The 20134-nt window shown below is 73.4% G+C and carries 6 protein-coding genes; 3 read left to right on the top strand and 3 right to left on the bottom strand.

Features of this window, described 5'->3' with window-relative positions; translation table 11 throughout:
- The 3 genes from ACH4VO_RS14650 to ACH4VO_RS14640 all read right to left on the bottom strand — a co-directional run.
- Positions 1 to 1688 (bottom strand): condensation domain-containing protein (locus tag ACH4VO_RS14650; protein WP_360998102.1); only part of this gene is annotated, 1688 nt, incomplete at its 3' end.
- The gene (locus tag ACH4VO_RS14645; protein WP_360998100.1) at positions 1685 to 9457 is read right to left on the bottom strand and encodes an amino acid adenylation domain-containing protein; all 7773 of its coding nucleotides are present in this window, start codon (positions 9455 to 9457) and stop codon (positions 1685 to 1687) included. The genes ACH4VO_RS14645 and ACH4VO_RS14650, both read right to left, overlap by 4 nt.
- Positions 9458 to 9459: 2 nt before the next feature.
- The gene (locus ACH4VO_RS14640) at positions 9460 to 17157 is read right to left on the bottom strand and encodes an amino acid adenylation domain-containing protein (RefSeq protein WP_360998098.1); all 7698 of its coding nucleotides are present in this window, start codon (positions 17155 to 17157) and stop codon (positions 9460 to 9462) included.
- Between the two features lie 385 nt (positions 17158 to 17542).
- Here ACH4VO_RS14640 and ACH4VO_RS14635 point away from each other — a divergent pair, with 385 nt between their 5' ends.
- The 3 genes from ACH4VO_RS14635 (at position 17543) to ACH4VO_RS14625 (ending at position 20093) form a co-directional block, all read left to right on the top strand.
- Entirely contained in the window at positions 17543 to 18766 is a 1224-nt protein-coding gene (locus ACH4VO_RS14635) for a cytochrome P450 (protein ID WP_360998096.1), read from the top strand.
- A gap of 5 nt (positions 18767 to 18771) precedes the next feature.
- Positions 18772 to 18972 carry a ferredoxin gene (locus ACH4VO_RS14630; protein ID WP_360998095.1) on the top strand — a complete coding sequence of 67 codons (201 nt, stop codon included), beginning with the start codon at positions 18772 to 18774 and terminating at the stop codon, positions 18970 to 18972.
- A gap of 323 nt (positions 18973 to 19295) precedes the next feature.
- Positions 19296 to 20093, top strand: coding sequence for a hypothetical protein (locus tag ACH4VO_RS14625; RefSeq protein ID WP_360998093.1), 798 nt, complete (start codon positions 19296 to 19298; stop codon positions 20091 to 20093).
- Positions 20094 to 20134 lie beyond the last annotated feature (41 nt).

The following is a 20134-nucleotide window of genomic DNA, read 5'->3' as shown; positions in this document are numbered from 1 at the left end:
GGCACCCGATCAGGCCGCACCATCGGCACCAACGCCACACGCCCACCCACCGACGAACCCACCACCCGCTCCGCCAACGCCACCACCGACTGCGCATCGAAGAGGGCGCGCACCGGCAGCTCGATCTCGAAGACGCTCCGGATACGGCTCACCAGGCGGGTGGCGAGCAGCGAGTGCCCGCCCAGGTCGAAGAAGTTGTCGTCGATCGAGACGGACGGCACACCGAGGACCTCGGCGAACAGGCCGCAGAGCACCTCCTCGTGGGGGGTCCGCGGCGCGCGGCCCGCCACACCGGGGCCGCCGGCGGCCCCGGTGACCGGCGCGGATTCCTCACCCGTGCGCGGGCCGGGGAGCTCCCAGCCGAGGGGCAGACCGACCGAACGCAGCACCTCGCCCACCGGCTGCGCGCCGTTCCCGGCGACGGTCTCCAGGACCGCTTCCAGGTTGCCGAGGACCGAGGCGACGGACTCCTCGGTGAACAGGCCGTCGCGGAAACCGAGGCGCAGTTGCAGCCGCTGCCCGGGTACGGCGATGAGCGTCAGCGGGTAGTGCGTGGCGTCGGACCCGGTGGTCCCGGTGATCGTGAGGTCACCGAGCGAGCCCCGCAGGCTGTCGGAGTCCACCGGGTAGCTCTCGAACGCGACGAGGCTGTCGAAGAGCTCGCCGTGACCGGCGGCGCGCTGGACCTCGGTGAGCCCGATGTAGTGGTGGTCGAGCAGCGCCGACTGCTCGGCCTGGACCCGCATGAGCAGCGACTGGAGGGACTCGGCCGCGTCCAGCCGGACGCGCACCGGCACGGTGTTGATGAAGAGGCCGACGATGCCCTCGACGCCCTCGATCTCGGCGGGACGGCCGGAGACGGTGGCGCCGAACACGATGTCGTCGGTGCCGGTGAGCCGGGCCAGCTGGAGCGCCCAGGCGACCTGCACCATGGTGTTGACGGTGATGCCGAGGCGGCGGGCCAGTGCAGTCAGCCCCGCGGTCCGCTCCTGCGACAGGTCCAGGGTGAACTGCCGGGGCAGGGCGTCGACCGTGCCGCCGGCCCCCGGGGCCACCAGGGTGGGGCCGGTGACCCCGTCGAGGGCCTCCCGCCACCGCTCCAGGCCCTCCTGCTTGTCCTGCTTCCGCAGCCAGGCGAGGTACCGCTTGAACGGCACCGCGGGCTCCATGCCCGCGGCGTCGCCGCCGCGCCCGTACAGCTCGAAGAGCTCACCGAGGACGAGGGGCATGGACCAGCCGTCGAGCAGGATGTGGTGGCAGCTGAACATGAGCCGCCAGGTGCGCTCGGCCAGGCGCACCACGGTGAACCGCAGCAGCGGCGGGACGGCGAGGTCGAAGCGCACGGCCTCCTCGGCCGCGGACAGTTCCTCCAGCCGGGTCCGGCGCTCGTCCTCGCCGAGTCCGGACAGGTCGTGCGTGAGGACGGGTGTCTCGAACTCGCGCGGCACCACCTGGACCGGCCTGCTCAGGTTCTCCGACAGGAAGCCGGCCCGCAGGTTGCTCCGCCGGACCAGGAGGGCCGTGACCGCGTCACGGAAGACGTCCAGGTCGAACGGGCCCTCGAAGTCGACGGCCAGCCGCACCGTGTAGACGTCCAGGGCGTCCTCGTCGTACGTCGCGTGGAAGAGCATGCCTTCCTGCAGCGGTGCGAGGGGCAGGACGTCCTCAAAAAGATCCTTGCGGGTCACCGGGTCTTCCTCCACTCAGCTTCCAGTACCCCGAGATCGTCGAGTTCGAGGTCGATCAGTGACAGGTCCGACGGGGCGAGGCCGGCCGGCCCGCCCTCGCCCGCGTGCTCCGCGAGTGCCGTCAGGGCGCGGAACCATCCCTCGGCCAGCGTCCGTACGGCCTCCTCGCCCAGCAGGCGGCGCGGCCAGGTCCAGTTGGCCACCAGCCGTGGTCCGGCCGGGCCGTCCTGGACCAGGACGTTGAGGGACAGCGCGTGGGTGGCCGGCATCTCCGGGTCGCCGCCGAGCTGCCGGAGCACCTCTCCGTCGGCGGACATGGTCCAGTCACCGGCACCGGGGTTCCGCGGCGCGCTCGCGCCGTCGTCCTCCCCGGCGACCTCGGTGCGGCCCAGGTAGTTGAAGCCGAACTGCGGGGTGCCGAGGGCGGCCAGCGTGTCGCGGGTGTGCGGGTTGAGGTGGCGCAGCAGGCCGTACCCCACGCCCTCGTCCGGCATCCGCCGCAGCGTCTCCCGGACCCGGTCGAGGGCCTTGTGCAGGGCGGCCGGGTCGGTGAGGACCCTGCCCCACGGCACCGGTCCGAGGTCCAGGCGCACCGGTGCGAGGCTGGTGAACCAGCCGACGGTGCGCGAGATGTCGAGCTCCTCGCCCTCCGGGATCTGCCTGCCGTGACGCTCGAGGTCCACCAGCACCTCGGTGCCGGCGCCGAGTCCGCGCCGCCGCCGCCAGTCGGCGACGGCCAGGGCGAATCCGGTCAGCAGGACGTCCTCGACCGAGCCCCGCGCGGCGGCGGGCACCTTCGTGAGGAGCGGCTCGGTGACCGACTCGGGCAGGGTCAGCACCAGCGCGTCCTGGGTACCCATGGTGTCCAGGGCCGGGTCGCGCGTCTCCACGGTCACGGGTACGTCGCCGTCGCCGAGCTGCTCGGCCCACCAGGTGACCTGGGCGGCACGGGCGGGCTCGGCTGCGCGGGCGGTGAGCCACTGCGACCAGCTCCGCCACGAGGTGGCGACGGGCTGCGGCGCGGGCTCCACGGAGTCGGCGACCGCCTCCCAGGCCTCGGCGAGGTCGGGTACGAGGATCCGCCACGACACCCCGTCGACGGCCAGGTGGTGGGCGAGGACCAGGAGGCGTCCGGGCGCGTCGGGGCCGGCGTCGAACCACACGGCCCGCACCACGGCGCCGTCCACCGGGGAGAGCTGCGCTACGGCCCGCTCCGCCTCCTCGGCGATGACGGCCCGTACCTTCGCGCCGTCCGCGCCGGCGATGTCCGCCCGGCTCACGCAGTCGGCCGCGTCCACCGCACCGCGCTCCCGGACCTCGTAGGACCAGTCGCCGCCGCTCACCGTCAGCCGCAGGCGCAGGGCGTCGTGATGGTCGAGCACGGCGGCGAGGGCGGTGGTGAGGGTCGGCAGGGTCATCCGGGCGGGGACCTGGAGCAGCACGGACTGGTGGAACCGCTCCATGCGGCCGCCGTGGTCGCGCAGCCAGTGCGTCATCGGGGTGAGCGGTACCTCGCCGATCCCGGCGTCGGGGTCCTGCGCCGGGAGTTCGCCGACGGTACGGGCCACGGCCGCGAGTCCGGCGGCCGTCCGGTGCTCGAAGACGTCCCGGGGCGTGATGACCAGTCCGCCCTTGCGCACCTGGCTGACGAGCTTGATGGAGACGATGCTGTCGCCGCCCAGTTCGAAGAAGTTGGCGTCGGCATCCACCGCGGGAAGGCCGAGGACCGAGGCGAAGGCCTCGGCGACGACCCGTTCGGCCTCGGTGGCCGGGCCCCGGCCACCGTCCGCGGGGGCGACGTCGGGTGCGGGGAGCGCCTTCACGTCGAGCTTGCCGTTCACGGTCAGCGGCAGGGCGTCCATCGCGACGAGCGCCTGCGGGACCATGTACTCGGGCAGCAGCCCGGCCGCCGACGCACGCACGGCGCCGGTGTCCAGCTCCGTGCCCGGGTCGGGGACCACGTAGCCGACGAGCTGCCGGACGCCGGGCCGGTCCTCGCGTACGACGACGGCCGCGCCGTCCACGCCCGCGCAGCCCGAGAGGACGGACTCGATCTCGCCGAGTTCGATGCGGAAGCCGCGCAGCTTCACCTGGTCGTCGCGGCGGCCGACGAACTCCAGCACGCCGTCACCGCGCCAGCGCACCACGTCGCCCGTCCGGTACAGCCGGGAACCCGGCGCACCGAACGGATTCGCCACGAACCGCTCCGACGTGAGAGCGGCACGCCCCAGATACCCCCGCGCCAGCCCCACACCCGACACGTACAGCTCACCCGGAACACCCACCGCACAGAGGCTCAGCCCGCCGTCCAGGACGTAGACCCTGGTGTTGGCGATCGGGCCGCCGATGGGCGGGGTGACGGTGCCGTCCACCGGGCCGCTCGCCGTGGCGCACACGGTGGTCTCGGTCGGTCCGTAGGCGTTGATCACCCGGTGGCCGGAGGACCAGCGGGCGGCCAGGTCACGGGGGCAGGCCTCACCGGCGGTGACCAGGGTCAGACCCGCGGGGACCTGCTGCGGGTCCGCTCCGGACAGGGCGGTGGGGGTGAGGGTGGCGTGGGTGATCCGCTCGCCGGCCAGGAAGCCGGTGAGCGCCTCGCCCAGGACCGGGCCGTCGGCCGGGGTCAGGACGAGCGCGGCGCCGTTGAGGAGCGCCATGACGGTCTCCCAGGCGGACGCGTCGAAGCTGGGCGCCGCGAACTGGCCGACCCTGCTCTCCGGGGTCACGCCCAGCCGCTCGGCCTGCCAGGCGGCGAGGCTGCCCAGTCCCCGGTGGGTGACCGAGACGCCCTTGGGCTGCCCGGTGGAACCCGAGGTGTAGATCACGTACGCCGGGTGGTCGGGCGACAGCGGTGAGCGGCGGTCCGCGTCCGTGACCTCGGCGCCGGAGAGCGCGGCGAGTGCCGCTACGGTCCCGGGGCTGTCGAGGACCAGCGGCTCGCCGATCCCGGCCGGCAGCCGGTCCGCCGGGCCGGCGAGGGTGACGACGAGCGTGGGGGCGCTGTCGCGGAGCATGTACGCGATCCGGTCGGCCGGATGGTTCGGGTCGACCGGTACGTAGGCTCCGCCGCTGGTCATGACGGCCAGCAGCGCGGTGGTGAGTTCCGCCGACCGGGGCAGGACGAGCGCGACCCGGTCCTCGGGTCCGACGCCCCGCCCGATCAGCAGCCTGGCGAGCCGGTTGGCCCGGCGGGCCAGCTCCGCGTAGTCCAGGGTGGCGCCGCCCGCGACGACGGCGGGCCGGTCGGGTACCGCCTCGGCCTGGCGGGCGAACAGCTCGGGTACGGTGCCCGCGGGCACCGGCCGGTCGCTGTCGTTCCAGTCGGTGAGCAGCTGTCCGCGCTGCGCCTCGGGCAGGATCTCCAGGCTGCGTACGGGCACGCGCGGGTCGGTCACGACGGCGCGCAGCAGGGTGACGAGGTGGCCGGCGAGGCGCTCCGCGCTGTCCCGGTCGAACAGGTCCGTGCTGTAGCCGAGCATGCCGGAGATGCCGCCGTCGGCGTCCTCGGCGAGGCTCAGCTCCAGGTCCACCTTGGCGACCGGCAGCATCATGTCCTGGACGGTGACCCGCAGGCCGGGCAGTTCCAGCTCGCCCGAGGTGTTGTTCTGGTAGGCGATCAGCACCTGGAAGAGCGGGTTGTGCGCCAGGGACCGGTCCGCGCCGACGAGGTCGACGAGCCGCTCGAACGGCAGGTCCTGGTGCGCGTAGGCGTCCAGGGCGGTCCTGCGGGCCCGGTGCAGCAGTTCCACGAAGCTGGGGTCGCCGGACACGTCGGTGCGCAGCACCAGGGTGTTGACGAAGAAGCCGACGAGGTCGTCGGCCGCCGCGTCCGTCCGTCCCGCGACCGGTGTGCCGATCGGGATGTCGGTCCCGGCGCCCAGCCGGGACAGGAGCGCCGCGAGGGCCGCCTGGAAGACCATGAACGGCGTGGTGTCCGTCTTGGCGGCGAGTGCGCGCAGGCGCTGCGCGAGCTCCGTGTCGACGGTGACGGGGACGTGGGCGCCCCGGTGGGTGGCGACGGGCGGGCGGGGCCGGTCGGCGGGCAGCTCCAGCTCCTGCGGGGCGCCCGCCAGCTGTCCGGCCCAGTAGGCCTGCTGGCCGGCCGCGAGGCCGGCCTCGTCGCCGTCGCCCAGCAGCTCCCGCTGCCACAGCGTGTAGTCCGCGTACTGCACCGGAAGGGGCCGCCAGTCCGGTGCCCCGCCGGCCAGCCGGGCCCGGTACGCCTCGCCGAGGTCGCGGGAGAGCGGGGCCTGCGACCAGCCGTCCCCGGCGATGTGGTGGACGACGACGCACAACACGTGCTCGTCCGGAGCGATCCGGAAGAGCTGTGCGCGCAGCGGCAGTTCACGGGCGAGGTCGAAGCCGGTGGCTCCGGCGGCGTCGAGGGCGGCGGGCAGCCGCTCCTCCGTCACCTCGGTGACCTCGACATCGACGGCCGCCGCGCCCGCGGGCACGACCTGCTGCCAGGGCTCCCCGTCGGTGTCGGGGAACACGGTGCGCAGCGACTCGTGCCGGGCGACCACGTCGCCGAGGGCCTCGGTCAGTGCCCGCACGTTCAGTTCGCCGGAGAGACGGATGGCGAAGGGGATGTTGTAGGTGGCGCTCGGCCCTTCCATCCGGTTGAGGAACCACAGCCGCCGCTGGGCGAACGACAGCGGCACCCGCTCGGGGCGGTCGGCCGGGCGCAGCGGTGTCCGGGCCGGGGCAGCGGTGTCCACGAGGCGGAGCGCGAGCCGGGCGACAGTCGGTTCCTCGAAGACGCGCCGGATGGACAGTTCGACGCCGAGGACCGCGCGCACCCGGCTGACGAGCCGGGTGGCGAGGAGGGAGTGGCCGCCGAGCGCGAAGAAGTTGTCGTCGACGGAGACGGAGGGCAGGCCGAGCACCTCCTGGAACAGGCCGCACAGCAGTTCCTCGTGCGGCGTCCGCGGGCCCCGGGCTTCCTCCACGACGTACTCGGGGGCGGGCAGCGCCTTCGCGTCGAGCTTGCCGTTGGTGGTCAGCGGCAGGGCGTCCAGGGTGACGACGGGCCGCGGGATCATGTACTCCGGGAGCCGCTCGGCGGCCCAGGCGCGCAGTTCCTCCGTGTCGAGCGCGGCCCCGGCGGCGGGGACCACGTAACCGACGAGCTGCCGGACGCCGGGCCGGTCCTCCCGGACCATGACGGCGACCTGGCCGACCGCGTCGTGGCCGGCGAGCACGGACTCGATCTCGCCGAGTTCGATGCGGAAGCCGCGCAGCTTGACCTGGTTGTCGCGGCGGCCGACGAACTCCAGCACGCCGTCACCGCGCCACCGCACCACGTCGCCCGTCCGGTACAGCCGGGAACCCGGCGCACCGAACGGATTCGCCACGAACCGCTCCGACGTCAGACCGGCACGCCCCAGGTACCCCCGGGCCAGCCCCACACCCGACACGTACAGCTCACCCGGAACCCCCACCGCACAGAGGTTCAGGGCGCTGTCGAGCACGTAGACCTGCTTGCCGTCGAACGGCCGGCCGATCGGCACCGGGTCAGGGACGGGACGGCCGGCGCTGAGCGGGTGCGCGGCCGCGATGACGGTGACCTCGGTCGGCCCGTAGGCGTCCACCACCGTGATGTCCGGGCAGGCCTCCAGCACCTGGCGCACCGACGCGGCGGGCACCGCCTCGCCACCGGCCCACACCTCGCGCATCGGCCGGAGGATCTCCGGTGCCTCGGCGGCGATGAGCCGGAACAGTCCGGTGGTGAAGAGGGCCGCCGTGACGCGGCCCTCGGCGACGGTCCGCCCGATGGTGGCCATGTCCAGCTCGCCGGGCGGGCCGACGACCAGGGTGCCGCCGCTCAGCAGCGGGGTCCACATCTCGTAGGTGGACGCGTCGAAGGCGTGGGCGGAGTGCATCAGCACCCGGTCCTGTGCGCCGCCCGCGAAGAGGCTGTCGGCGGCCAGGTCCGCGATCCCCCGGTGGGTGACGGCGACACCCTTCGGCCGGCCCGTCGAGCCGGAGGTGTACATGACGTAGGCGAGGCGCTCCGGTCCGGGCGGCATCGGCACTCCGCCGGCCGGGACCGGGTGGGACCCGGGCAGGTCTCCCTGCTCCAGGAGCAGGGAGATGCCACTGTCCTTCAGGACGTCCGCGCGCCGGGACTCCGGCCAGCGGTGGTCGATGGGTACGTAGACCGCGCCGGCCCGCAGCACACCGAGGACGGCGAGCACGAACTCGACGGAGCGCTCCATCGCGATGCCGACCGGCTCCTCGGGACGCACGCCCCGCTCGAGCAGCCAGGCGGCGATCTCCTCCGACCGGCGGACCGTCTCCGCGTAGGTCAGCGACAGGTCCCCGCGGACCAGCGCCTCCTTGTCCGGTGTCTCGGCGGCACGCACCGCCAGAAGTTCGGGCAGGGTGCGGGCGGGCGCCGGTACGGGAACCGGGTTCCACGCGCCGAGGAGCCGCGCACGCTCGTCGGGGTCCAGCAGTTCGACCGCCGCGGTGCGCCGGGAGGGCTCGGCGGCGAACGCCTCGAGCACGGCGGTGAGCTGCTTGCCGAAGCTTTCGATCCGGTCCTTCTCGAAGGCGTCGGACCGGTAGGTGAAGCGGAGTTCGAGCGAGGCACCGGGAATGACCATGAGGGCGAGCGGGTAGTGCGCGCCGTCCGTGGAGAAGAAGCCCGTGACCGAGAGCCCGCCGGGGAGGGTGAGCGCAGCCGGGTCGACCGGGAAGTTCTCGAGGACCGTGAGGGTGTCGAACAGCTCGCCGTGTCCGGCGGTCCGCTGGATCTCCGCGAGGCCGAGGTGCTGGTGGGACATCAGCCGCTGCTGCTCCTCCTGCAGCCGCGCGCAGAGTCCGAGCAGCGTGTCCTCGCGTTCGATGCGCACCCGCACGGGCACCGTGTTGAGGAAGAGACCCACCATGGTGTGCACACCGGGGATCTCCGGCGAGCGGCCCGCGAGGGTCATGCCGAAGGTGACGTCCCGGCGGTCGGTGAGTCCTGCCAGCACCAGCCCCCACGCGGCCTGCACCACGGTGTTCAGGGTGATGCCGTTCTCGCGGGTCCGCTCGGTCAGCCGGGCCGTCGTCCTCGGCCCGAGCATGACCGCGACCTTGCTGGGCAGCACCGTCGTGGACCGGTCGTCGGGCATCGCGGCGAGCAGGGTCGGCTCTTCGAGCCCGTCCAGCGCGCTCCGCCAGGCCCGGACCGCGCCTTCGCGGTCCTGCCGGGCCAGCCAGGCCAGGTGGTAGCGGTACGGGGTCACCGGCGGCAGGGCCGAGGCGTCCCCGCCGGCCGCGTACAGCTCGAACAGCTCGCGTACGAGGACGGGCGCCGACCAGCCGTCCAGCAGGATGTGGTGGTTGGTCACCAGCAGCCGGTGCCTGTCCTCCGCGGCACGGATCACGGTGAACCGCAGCAGGGGCGGGTTGCGGAGGTCGAAGCGGGTGGCGCGGTCCCGCTCGGTGATCTCGCGCAGGGCCGCCTCCCGCTCCGGCTCCGGGAGGGCGGTGAGGTCCGCCTCCTGCCACGGCAGTTCGGTCGCCTTGGGTACGAACTGCAGGGCACGCGGGCCCTCGTGCCGGAATCCGGCGCGCAGGTTGCCGTGCCGCTCCAGCAGGGACCGGGCGGCGGTGCGCAGGGCGGGCACGTCGAGCGGGCCGTCGATGTCCAGGCCGAGCTGCATGACGTAGACGTCCGGGCCCGACTGCTCGTCGTACTGGGCGTGGAAGAGCAGGCCCTCCTGCAGCGGGGTGAGCGGCAGTACGGCTTCCAGCGACGACGTGTCGTTCGTGCTCATTCCTAGACGCTCCACTTCGACTCGAACTCGTCGAGTTCGTCCTGCGAGACCAGGTCCATGTCCCACGCGTCCGCGGCGGCCGGCGCGGCGTCCGCGCCGGCGGGCACCGGCTCGGCCATCGCGGCCAGGGCTCGCACGGTGCGGTGCGCGAACACGTCCTGCGGGGTGAACGCCAGCCCCTCGGCGCGGGCCCGGCTGACGAGCTGGATGGAGACGATGCTGTCGCCGCCCTGGCGGAAGAAGTCGTCGTCCGCGCCGGCCCGGGGCAGCCCGAGCACCTCGGCGAACAGCCGGGCGAGCGTGCGCTCCTCGGGGGTGGCGGGGGCCGCTTCCGAGGCGGGTCCCGCCGCGTCGGGCGCGGGCAGCGCCTTGTGGTCGAGCTTGCCGTTCAGCGAGACCGGCAGGGCGTCCAGCAGCACCAGGGCGGCGGGCACCATGTGGTCGGGGAGCCGCTCGGCGAGCGCCGAGCGGAGCCCGGCGACCAGGGCGCCGTTCCTGCGGGCGACGAGCGGGTCGTTCGCGAAACGGGCGGGGAGCCCGTCCGGCACGTAGAGGTCCCGGTAGGCGGGGACCTCGGCCGTAGCGTCCTGCGGCTCCGCGGGTACGTACACCGCGTCCAGCCGGCCGTCGTCGGCCCCCGCCGTCCAGGTGACCAGGGCCCGGTAGCCGAACGGGGTGCCGGCCTCGTGCAGGGCCGTCACGTCGACGCCCGCCGGCACCGGCGCGCCGCCCGTGCCGTCCGCCCCGGCCAGGTCCGCGTCGAGCCTGCCGTTGGGGACGCCGGTGACACGCAGGGCGGCCGGGCGCTCCTCACGCAGCCGGGCCGCGAGCCCGTCGAGGCCGCCGGCCCGCTCCCAGGCGAGGGAGGGCGCCGAGTCGAGCGGGACGGGCGCGGCCGGCCGCTTGTGCAGGACCACGTCGTAGCGGTAGCGGCTGAGCTCGTTGGCGTAGTCGCCTCGCTTGATACGGACGTCGGCGCCGCCGAAGCCCTCCAGCACCCCGTCCAGCGTGCCGAACAGGGCCGGGTCCACGAGCAGTTCGGTCTCGCGCTCGACGGCCCGGTCCACGGCGTACCGGGTCGCCTCGGGGCCGTCGTCCGGGTGGCCCGTGCGGTGGACGGCCGCCCGCATGCAACGCAGCAGCCGCAGGTCGCGGAGGTCGCCGAGGAAGACCGCGCCGGTGTCACCGAGCAGGTCGAACGCCTTCCTGATGACGTCGGTCAGGTAGTCGACGCCGGGGAAGTACTGCGCCACCGAGTTGATGACGACGGTGTCGAACTCCCCTTCCGGCAGCCCGTCCAGCAGGTGCGCCGGTGTCGCGGTGAAGCAGGTGCGCTGCGCGAGATCGGGAATCTGCGCCGTCTGCCGGACCAGGGTGTCGATCACCTCGCCGGACAGGTCGGTGCCCCAGTAGAGGTCCACGTGGGGGGCGACCGGGGCCATGATCAGTCCGGCGCCGACGCCGATCTCCAGGACCCGGCGGGGCCGCAGTTCGAGGATCCGGTCGACGGTCGCCGCGCGCCAGGCGCGCATCTCCGGCTCGGGCAGCTCCGAACCGTCGTAACTGCTGTGCCAGCCGCTGAAGTTCTCGCCGAGCGGCGGCCCGTCCTGGGCGGAGGCGCCGTACACCTGGTCGTTGATGACCTGCCACTTCCCGACCTGGTCGCTCTCCAGGCCGGTGTCGCGGGCGGCGGCGTCGTGTGCGGCGGGCACCACGTAGCCGACCAGCCTGCGCTCGCCGGGGCGGTCCTCGCGGACCACGACGGCGGCGGCCTCGACCTCCGGCTGCTCGGTCAGCGCACCGGTGATCTCCCCCAGCTCCACCCGGAAGCCGCGCACCTTCACCTGGTCGTCGGCCCGGCCGGCGAACTCCAGCTGTCCGTCGGCCCGCCTGCGCACCACGTCGCCGGTGCGGTACATGCGCTCCCCGGGGGCTCCGAACGGCGCGGCGACGAACCGCTCCGAGGAGAGACCGGGGCGGCCGAGGTAGCCGCGTGCCAGGTTGACCCCGGCGATGTACAGCTCGCCGAGCACGCCGGCCGGCACCGGGGCGAGCCGCGCGTCCAGCACGTAGGCGCGGGCGTTGGCGATCGGGGTGCCGATGGGCGGGGTCACCGCCCCGGACAGCGGGGCGCTCATCGTGGCGCAGACCGTCGTCTCGGTGGGACCGTACGCGTTGATCATGCGCCGGCCCGCCGACCAGATGCCGGCCAGCTCCGCCGAGCACGCCTCACCCGCGACGGTCAGCACCATGCCGGCGGGTACGGCGGCGGGGTCGAGGCCGGTCAGCGCGATGGGCGGGATGGTCGCGTGGCTGATGCGCCGCTCGGTCAGGAACCGGGCCAGCTCGTCGCCGAGCAGCAGGCCGCCGCCGACGGGCAGGACCAGCGTGGCGCCGCTGAGCAGGGCGATGCAGGTCTCGGACACGGCGGCGTCGAAGCTCGGGGCCGCGTACTGGACGACCCGGCTGCCGGGCCGGACGTCGAACCGCTCGCTCTGCGCGGCGGCGAGGTTGCCGATGCCCTGGTGGGTGACCACGACGCCCTTGGGGCGGCCGGTCGAGCCGGAGGTGTAGATGACGTAGGCCGGGTGGTCGGCGGAGGCCGGCTCCCGCCGGTCCGCGTCCGACAGCGGCCCGTCGGGGCGGGCGGCGATCCGGGCGGCGGCCGCCGGGGCGTCCACGACGATCACGGGCACGTCCGGCACCACCTCCCCGGCGGTGTCCGCGACGGCGGAGGTGGTGAGCATCAGCGCGGGCGCGCAGTCCCCGGCCATGAAGGCGACCCGCTCCCGCGGGTAGCCCGGGTCGACCGGTACGAAGGCGGCGCCGGCCGTGACCACGGCGAGCTGCGCCACGAGGAGGTCCAGCGACTTCGGCATGACCAGCAGGACCCGGTCCTCGGCGCCGATACCGCGCGTGACCAGGTGCCGGGCCAGCTTGTTGACCCGGCGGCCCAGCTCGGCGTAGCGCAGTTCCTCGTCGCCGGCGACCACCGCGGGTGCGTCCGGGGTGAGTGCGGCGCGGTCGGCGAAGAGCTCGGCCAGCGTGCCGTCGGCGACCGTGCGGGCGGTGTCGTTGAAGTCGACGAGGAGCTGCCGTCGCTCGTCGGTGGCCAGCACGTCCAGTTCGCTCAGGCGGCTCTCCGGCCGGCCGGTGGCCTGGTCCAGCAGGCGCATCAGCCTCCTGGTGAGCGTCTCGATCGTCGCTTCGTCGTACAGGTCGGTGGCGTACTCGACGGCGCAGGTGGTGTGGTCCGGGGTGTCCCCGTCGCCCTGGACCTCGCGGAAGTCGAACAGCAGGTCCAGCTTGGCGGTGTGGGTGACGGCGGGCTCGATCCAGGCGTCGAGACCGGGCAGGTCGAGACTCGGGGTCGCGTTGTTCTGGAAGCCGAGGCCGATCTGGATCAGCGGGTGCCGGCCGGCCGAGCGCTCCGGGTTGACGGCCTCGACGAGCCGCTCGAAGGGCAGGTCCTGGTTGGCGAAGGCGGCGAGGCCGTCCGCGCGGGCCCGTCCCAGCAGGTCGGCGAAGCTCGGGTCGCCGGACAGGTCGGTCCGCATCACGAGGGTGTTGACGAGGAAGCCGACCAGGTCGTCCAGGGCCTCGTCGGTGCGTCCGGCGATCGAGATGCCGAGCGGGATGTCGTCACCGGCGCCGAGCTTGCCGAGCAGGGCCGCCAGGGCGGTCTGCACGACCATGAACGGGCTGACGTCGTGCTCGCGCGAGCAGCGTGTCAGCTGCTGGTGCAGCTCGGGCGTCAGGTCGAAGCGGAGCGTCTCGCCCCGGTAGGAGGCGACGGCCGGCCGGGGCCGGTCGGTGGGCAGGGTGACTTCCTCGGGCAGGCCGCGCAGGTACCGCGTCCAGAAGGCAAGCTGGCCGGAGATCGCCGAGCCGGGGGTGTCCTCGTCCCCCAGGATCTCGCGCTGCCACAGGGTGTAGTCGGCGTACTGGACCGGCAGCGGCGCCCATTCGGGGCTCCGGCCGTGGCAGCGCGCGGTGTAGGCGCTCTGCAGGTCGCGGGTCAGCGGCACCAGGGACCAGCCGTCACCGGCGATGTGGTGCATCGGCATCAGGAGGGCGTGTTCCTGCTCGGACACGGCGAACAGGTGCGCGCGGATCGGCGCCTCGGTGGCGAGGTCGAAGCCGACGGCGGCGCGTTCGGTCATCGCCTCCGCGAGCCGGTCGGCGGCGATCTCGGTCACCCCCATGACGGGGGTGGCCTGCGCCGGGGACAGGATGTGCTGGCGCGGGGTGCCCCGGTGGTCGGGGAAGACGGTGCGCAGGCTCTCGTGCCGGGCGACCACGTCGCCGATCGCCGCCTGCAGCGCCTCCCGGTCCAGCGAGCCGTTCAGCCGCACGACGAGCGGGATGTTGTAGGTGCCGGAGCCGCCGTCGATCTTGTCGATGAACCACAGCCGCAGCTGGGCGAAGGAGAGCGGGATCTCCGCCGGCTTCTCCATGCGGGTCAGCGGGCGCCGGGCCCTGGGTACGTCACCGTGGCCGGCGAGCCAGGCGATGAGGGCGGCCGGGGTCGGTGCCTCGAAGACGGTACGGATGGCGAGTTCGACGCCGAACGCCCCGCGGATGCGGCTGACCAGCCTGGTCGCCAGCAGGGAGTGGCCGCCCAGGTCGAAGAAGTTGTCGTCCATGGAGACCGAGGGCACACCGAGTATCTCGGCGAAGACCCCGCAGAAGATCTCCTCCTCCGGGGTGCGGGGCGCCCGGCCACCGGCCGAGCCCGCCAGGTCGGGGGCGGGCAGGGCCCGGGTGTCGAGCTTCCCGTTCCCGGTCAGGGGCAGCACGTCCAGCTGGACGAAGGCGGTGGGCACCATGTGCTCGGGCAGGGTGGCGGCCGCGTGCTTGCGCAGCATGGCCGTCTCCAGCTCGACCCGGCCCCCGGGTCCCTCGCCGCCGACCACGTAGGCCACCAGCCGCAGGTCGTCGGGGGTGTCCTCGCGGACGACGACGGCCGCCTGCCGGACATCGGGGTGCAGCAGCACGGCCGCCTCGATCTCGCCCAGCTCGATCCGGAAGCCCCGGATCTTGACCTGCTGGTCGGCGCGACCCAGGTACTCCAGGTCGGCGCTGCCGTCCAGGGCCCAGCGCGCCAGGTCCCCGGAGCGGTACATGCGCTCCCCGGCCGGACCGAAGGGGTCCGCCACGAACCGGGTGCTGCTCAGGTCCGGCCGCCCCAGGTAGCCGTCGGCGACGGCGGGGCCGCCGACGTACAGCTCACCGGTCGCACCGGGCGGAACCGGGCGCAGCGCGGTGTCGAGCAGGTAGACGCGCAGGTCGCTGATGCCGAGGCCGATCATGCTGCCGCTGCCGGACGTGGCGCACGAGGCGTCGAGCATCCGCTCGGTGGTGTGCACGGTGGTCTCGGTGATGCCGTACATGTTGACGAGCCGCGGCGAGTCCTCCGGATGCCGCTCGTACCACTCGGCCAGTCGCCCGAACTCCAGGGCGGCGCCGCCGAAGACGACGTACCGCAGGGCGAGTGCCCGCCCGGTGTCCGGGTTGTCCCGGTCGGCCTGGACCAGCTGGTAGAAGGCCGACGGCGTCTGGTTCAGGACGGTCACCCGCTCCCGTACCAGCAGCCTCAGCATCTCCTCCGGCGCCCGGCTCACCGCGAACGGCACGACGACGAGCGTCCCGCCGTGCAGCAGCGCTCCCCAGATCTCCCACACGGAGAAGTCGAAGGCGTACGAGTGGAACAGCGCCCACACGTCGTCGGGCCCGAAGCCGGTCCACCGCGCGGTGGAGTCGAAGAGCCGGATCACGTTCCGGTGGGCAACGACGACGCCCTTGGGGCGGCCCGTCGACCCGGAGGTGTAGATGACGTACGCAGCCTGGTCGGGCAGGACCGGTCCGCCGCGCTCCTCGTCCCGGAGCGGGCCGCCCGGCAGGCCGTCCAGCTCCGCCGTGGTCCGCGGGTCGTCGAGCACGATCTCCGGGGTCCGCACGGTGAGCTGCGCGAAGGCGTCGCGCTGTGCGGTGACCACGACGGCGGGCTCGGCGTCGCCGAGCATGTAGGCCACCCGGTCCGCGGGGTACTCGGGGTCGATCGGCAGGTACGCCGCCCCCGCCTTCAGCGTGGCCAGCAGGGCCACGGCCATGTCCACGGAGCGGGGCATCGCCAGCGCGACGAGCTGGCCGCGCCGGACCCCCCGGCCGATGAGCAGCCGGGCCAGCCGGTCGGAGCGGTCGTCCAGTTCCCGGTAGGTGAGGGACCGGGTGCCGGTCCCGTCGGGGTAGACCACCGCCCTGTTGTCCGGGTGCGCGGCCGCCGCCGCGGCGAACCGCTCGGGCAGCGAGGTGTCCTCGCCCCGCCCGGAGTTCCGTGCGGCACCGCCCCAGTCACCGACGAGCCTGGCCAGCGTGTCGGGGTCCACGACGTCCAGGGCGCCGATCGGGCGGTCAGGGTGCTCGGCGAGCTCGCCGAGCAGCCGGGTGATCAGCCGGTGGTGCTGCCGCACCGCCTCGGGGGTGTACACGTCCGGATTGGCCGAGACGTCGAGCTGGAAGCCGCCGTCCTGCCGGCCGAGGACGATGAGGGAGAAGTCGTCGTCGTGGCCGGCCACCAGCGGGTGCAGGCTCGCCGGCATCCCCGCGAAGTGCAGGGCGGGCGAGACGACGTGCAGGTTGAGCCGCGGGCCGAGCAGCCGGCCGTCGGAGCCGAGGAGTTTGAGGTCGCGCCGCAGGTCCTCGTAGCGGTAGCGCTTGTGCCGGGAGACGGCGCGCATGCGCTCGTGGGCGTGGCGGACGAGCTCCCGCGCCGTCATGCCCGGACGTACCGTCATCCGGACGCCGACGACGTTGGACACCATCCCGGGCACGGCCCGCCCGGTGCCCGTCGTCCGCGCCGCGACCGACAGGGCGATCACGACGTCGGCGCTGCCCGAGATCCGGCTCGTGTACGCGGCGAGGGCTGCCAGCACCGCGGCCGGCCAGCCGACCCGGGCGCCGCGGGCCACGTCGCGGACCCGGTCGCCGGTCTCCGCGGGGACGCCGAGCGTCTCGCGGACCAGGTCGGTGGGCAGGGCCGTCGGACGGTCGCCGAGGCTCACGGCGTTCGGGCGGTCCTCGAACTGCGCGGTCCAGAAGTCGCGGTCTGCGGCGAAGCCGGCGGACTCCTGGTAGGCGACCTCGTCCTCGATCAGCTCGCGCAGCGGGGGGAACGCCCCGTCGGAGGTGTCCGCGCCCGTGACGAGGCCGGTGTAGACGTCGGCGGTGCGGGAGGCGACCAGGCTCGCGCCGAAACTGTCCATCACCAGGTGGTGGTAGCGGTAGTAGAAGAGGAACCGGTCGTCGGCGACCTTGAGGAGCGCGAAGCGGTAGAGGGCGCCGCCGAGCACGTTGACCGGGGTGCGGGCGTCCGCCCACATCCACGCGTCGGCCGCTTCGCCCGGCCGGTCCTCGGCGGTGAGGTCGAGCACCTCCACGGGCTCCGCCGACCAGTCGGTGACCGGCCCGACCACCTGGACGGGACCGGCGCCCCCGTCGGTGAAGCGCGCGCGGAGCGCGTCGGTCTCGCCGACGACCTGGCGCATGGCGGTGGTGAAGACAAGGGGGTCGACCGCGCCCGCTATCTCCAGGTACAGGGCCGCGTTGAACGTCGCGTTCGGACCGCTGAGGCTCTGCGCGTACCAGATTCCGGCCTGGCCGGCGGTCAGCGGCAGAACCGTGGCTGACGAGTCAGACATCTGTCCTCTGTTTCTTCGGGCCTGGCCGATCCGGGAATCGGTCGGTGAGCTGGGTGTCGGCAGGCACGGGTGCTCCGGGCCGCCGGCGCGGGCCGGCTCACCGGCCGTCAGTAGGTGTGCAGGGCAGTGCCGTTCGCCCGTGGAGCCGGTATCCGCCGGCTGCGGTCCATCAACGTCCAGTAAACGAATACACGCCCGGACAAGCCGTGGCGCACGTGGATGCAATTTCCGGAAAGGGCTCTTCTCACCCTCGGACCGAAGGATTCGGATTCCCCCGGACCGGATGGTCTTGCAGCAAGTGGCAGCGCCTCCGGCGGACCGGAATTCCGTCCGTAGCATCAGCCCGAGCAGGCTCATTACCACATCGAAGACAGGGAAATTTCCCATGACCGACGCCATGGAGATACCGGCGACCTGCCCCGTCGCCCCCCGCGGATGGCCCAACCCGCTGCTCGCCGAGTACGACCAGGTGCCGGCGGGTCGTCCCCTGACCCAGGTGACCATGCCGTCGGGCAGCAAGGCGTGGCTCGTCTCCCAGCACGACCACATCCAGCGGCTGCTGGCCGACGACCGGTTCAGCGTGGAGCCTCACCCGACGTTCCCCATCAGGTTCCCGGCGCCGCAGGAACTGCTGGACATGATCGCCCGCGACTCGAAGAACCTGCTGGTGACCATGGACCCGCCGCGGCACACGCGGGTCCGTCAGATGGCCCTGCCGGACTTCACCATCAAGGCCGCCGAGAAGCTGCGCCCCCGGGTCCAGGAGCTCATCGACGGCTACCTGGACCGGATGGAGGCGGCCGGCGGCCCGCTCGACCTCGTCCAGGCCCTCGCCCTGCCGCTGCCCGCCCAGGTGATCTGCGAGATGGCCGGCATCCCCGAGGCCGAGCGTGACGTCTTCACGCGCAACGCAGCGATCATGGTGGGCACGCGCCACTCGTACACCATGGACGAGAAGATGGCCGCCAACAACGAGCTGATGGAGTACTTCGCGACCCTCGTCACCGAGAAGCAGAAGAACCCCACCGACGACATGCTCGGCAACTTCATCACCCGGGCCGGCCGGACCGACGAGTTCGACCACCACGGTCTGACGCTGATGACGAAGATGCTGCTCCTGGCGGGCTACGAGTTCATCGTGAACCGCATCGCGCTCGGCACCCAGACGCTTCTGGACCACCCCGAGCAGCTGAAGGCCCTGCAGGCCGACCCGGCGGGGCTGATGCCCAAGACCGTGAACGAGGTGCTGCGGCACTTCAGCATCGTCGACGAGATCATCGCCCGGGTGGCGCTCGCCGACGTGGAGATCGACGGGGTGACCATCAAGGAGGGCGAGGGCATCCTCGTGCTCAAGGGCCTCGGCGACCGGGACCCCGCCAAGTACACGGACCCCGACGCCTTCGACATCCACCGCGACTCCCGGGACCACCTGGCCTTCGGGTACGGCGTCCACCAGTGCCTGGGCCAGCACGTGGCGCGGCTGATGATGGAGCTCTGCTTCACCTCGCTGTTCACCCGCTTCCCCGGTCTGCACGTGGTCGAGTCCGACGAGCCGATCGAGCTCGTCGACGGGCTGCCGCCCGTGCACAAGCTCGTGGTCGGCTGGTGAGCGGCATGCGGGTGAGCGTCGACCGCGACCGCTGCATCGGCGCCGGTCTCTGCGTGATGAGCGCGCCGTCGGTCTTCGACCAGGAGGACGACACCGGCCTGGTCGTCCTGCTCGACGACCGCCCCGCGGGTGCCGACTCCGAGCACGCACGCAAGATCGCCGAGCACATCTGCCCGTCCAAGGCCATCCGGATCACCGGCGGCTGAGAGCCTGACGGGTGACCCGGGACCGGAAAGCGGACGCGGTCCGGTGCGTGCGACTCCGAGGCGCCGGAAGGCCCTCGTAGCGGAGCTACGCGGGCATGTCGGCACCGCGGGAAGCGCACGTGCCGGGGCATGGCCGCCCGGTCCGAGGTCACCGACAGGCTCTCAGGCTCCCCCTGCACACCGGCCCGGCGGGTCCGCCACCGCCGGGGTCCTCCGAACGGGAGACCCCGGTGCGGGGCGGGCCCTCCGCCGTGCCCCCACCACGCCTCTCCCCGTCCGCACCCGTGCGCGGTGCGGGCCGTCGACCAGAGTGGACTGCATCCATGACAACACCCAGCGCCTGGAAAGTACTGAGCGCGGGCCGGGGCCCCGGCCTCGTCCTGGCCGTCGACTTCGCCACCACCGGGCGTTCCGACTCCGGCTTCTGCGACCTCGCCCCGCGCCTCGGCCCGGAGGTCACCGTGTGGGAGACCAGGCAGCCCGACACGGGCGACGGGATGTCCGCGCGCGACTACGTCGAGCGGTGGGCCCGCGAGGTCGAGGCCTGCGGCCGGCCCGTCCGGGCGGTGCTCGGCTACTGCGCCGGCAGCGTCTTCGCCGGGGAACTGGCCGCCAGGCTGGCCGCCGGGCAGGCGGAGCCGCCCGGGTTCCTGATGTTCGACCCGGAGGTGCCGACCCGGGCCGCCCTGGACCGGGACTTCACCGCCATGCTGGACCAGTTCGCCTCGGTCCTCTCCGCGAACGAGGTGGCCGCCGCCCGGCAGGCCGCGGCGACGGCACGGACGGCCGCCCCCGACTTCGCCGCCTTCGGGGACGAACTCGTACGCATCTTCCGGGAGCAGGCCGGGGCGGCGTTCGCACGCGAGGAGCTCGACCCGGACCTGCTCGAGGAGTTCGCGGCGGTCTTCCGGTCGTTCGTCTCCTACCTGGACACGGCCCGGGAGATCGATCCGGCCGCCGCCTGGGGCACCGCCACCGTGGTGAACTCCCTGGAGCCGACCGAGGGCGCCCGGCTCGCCGCGCGGGCCGTCGACATCCCGGTCCGCCACGCGGACATCCTGCGCAGCGACCTGACAGCCGCCGCCGTCGGCGAGTTCCTGACGGCCCACGCACTGTCATGACGTGTGCCGGGGTGTCAGGGCCCCGGCACACGCCGGTCTCT

The organism is Streptomyces sp. NPDC020780, from assembly GCF_044334475.1.
GTDB lineage: Bacteria > Actinomycetota > Actinomycetes > Streptomycetales > Streptomycetaceae > Streptomyces.
The sequence above is the reverse complement of the archived record's forward strand: the minus strand, read 5'-3'. Positions and strand labels throughout refer to the sequence as shown.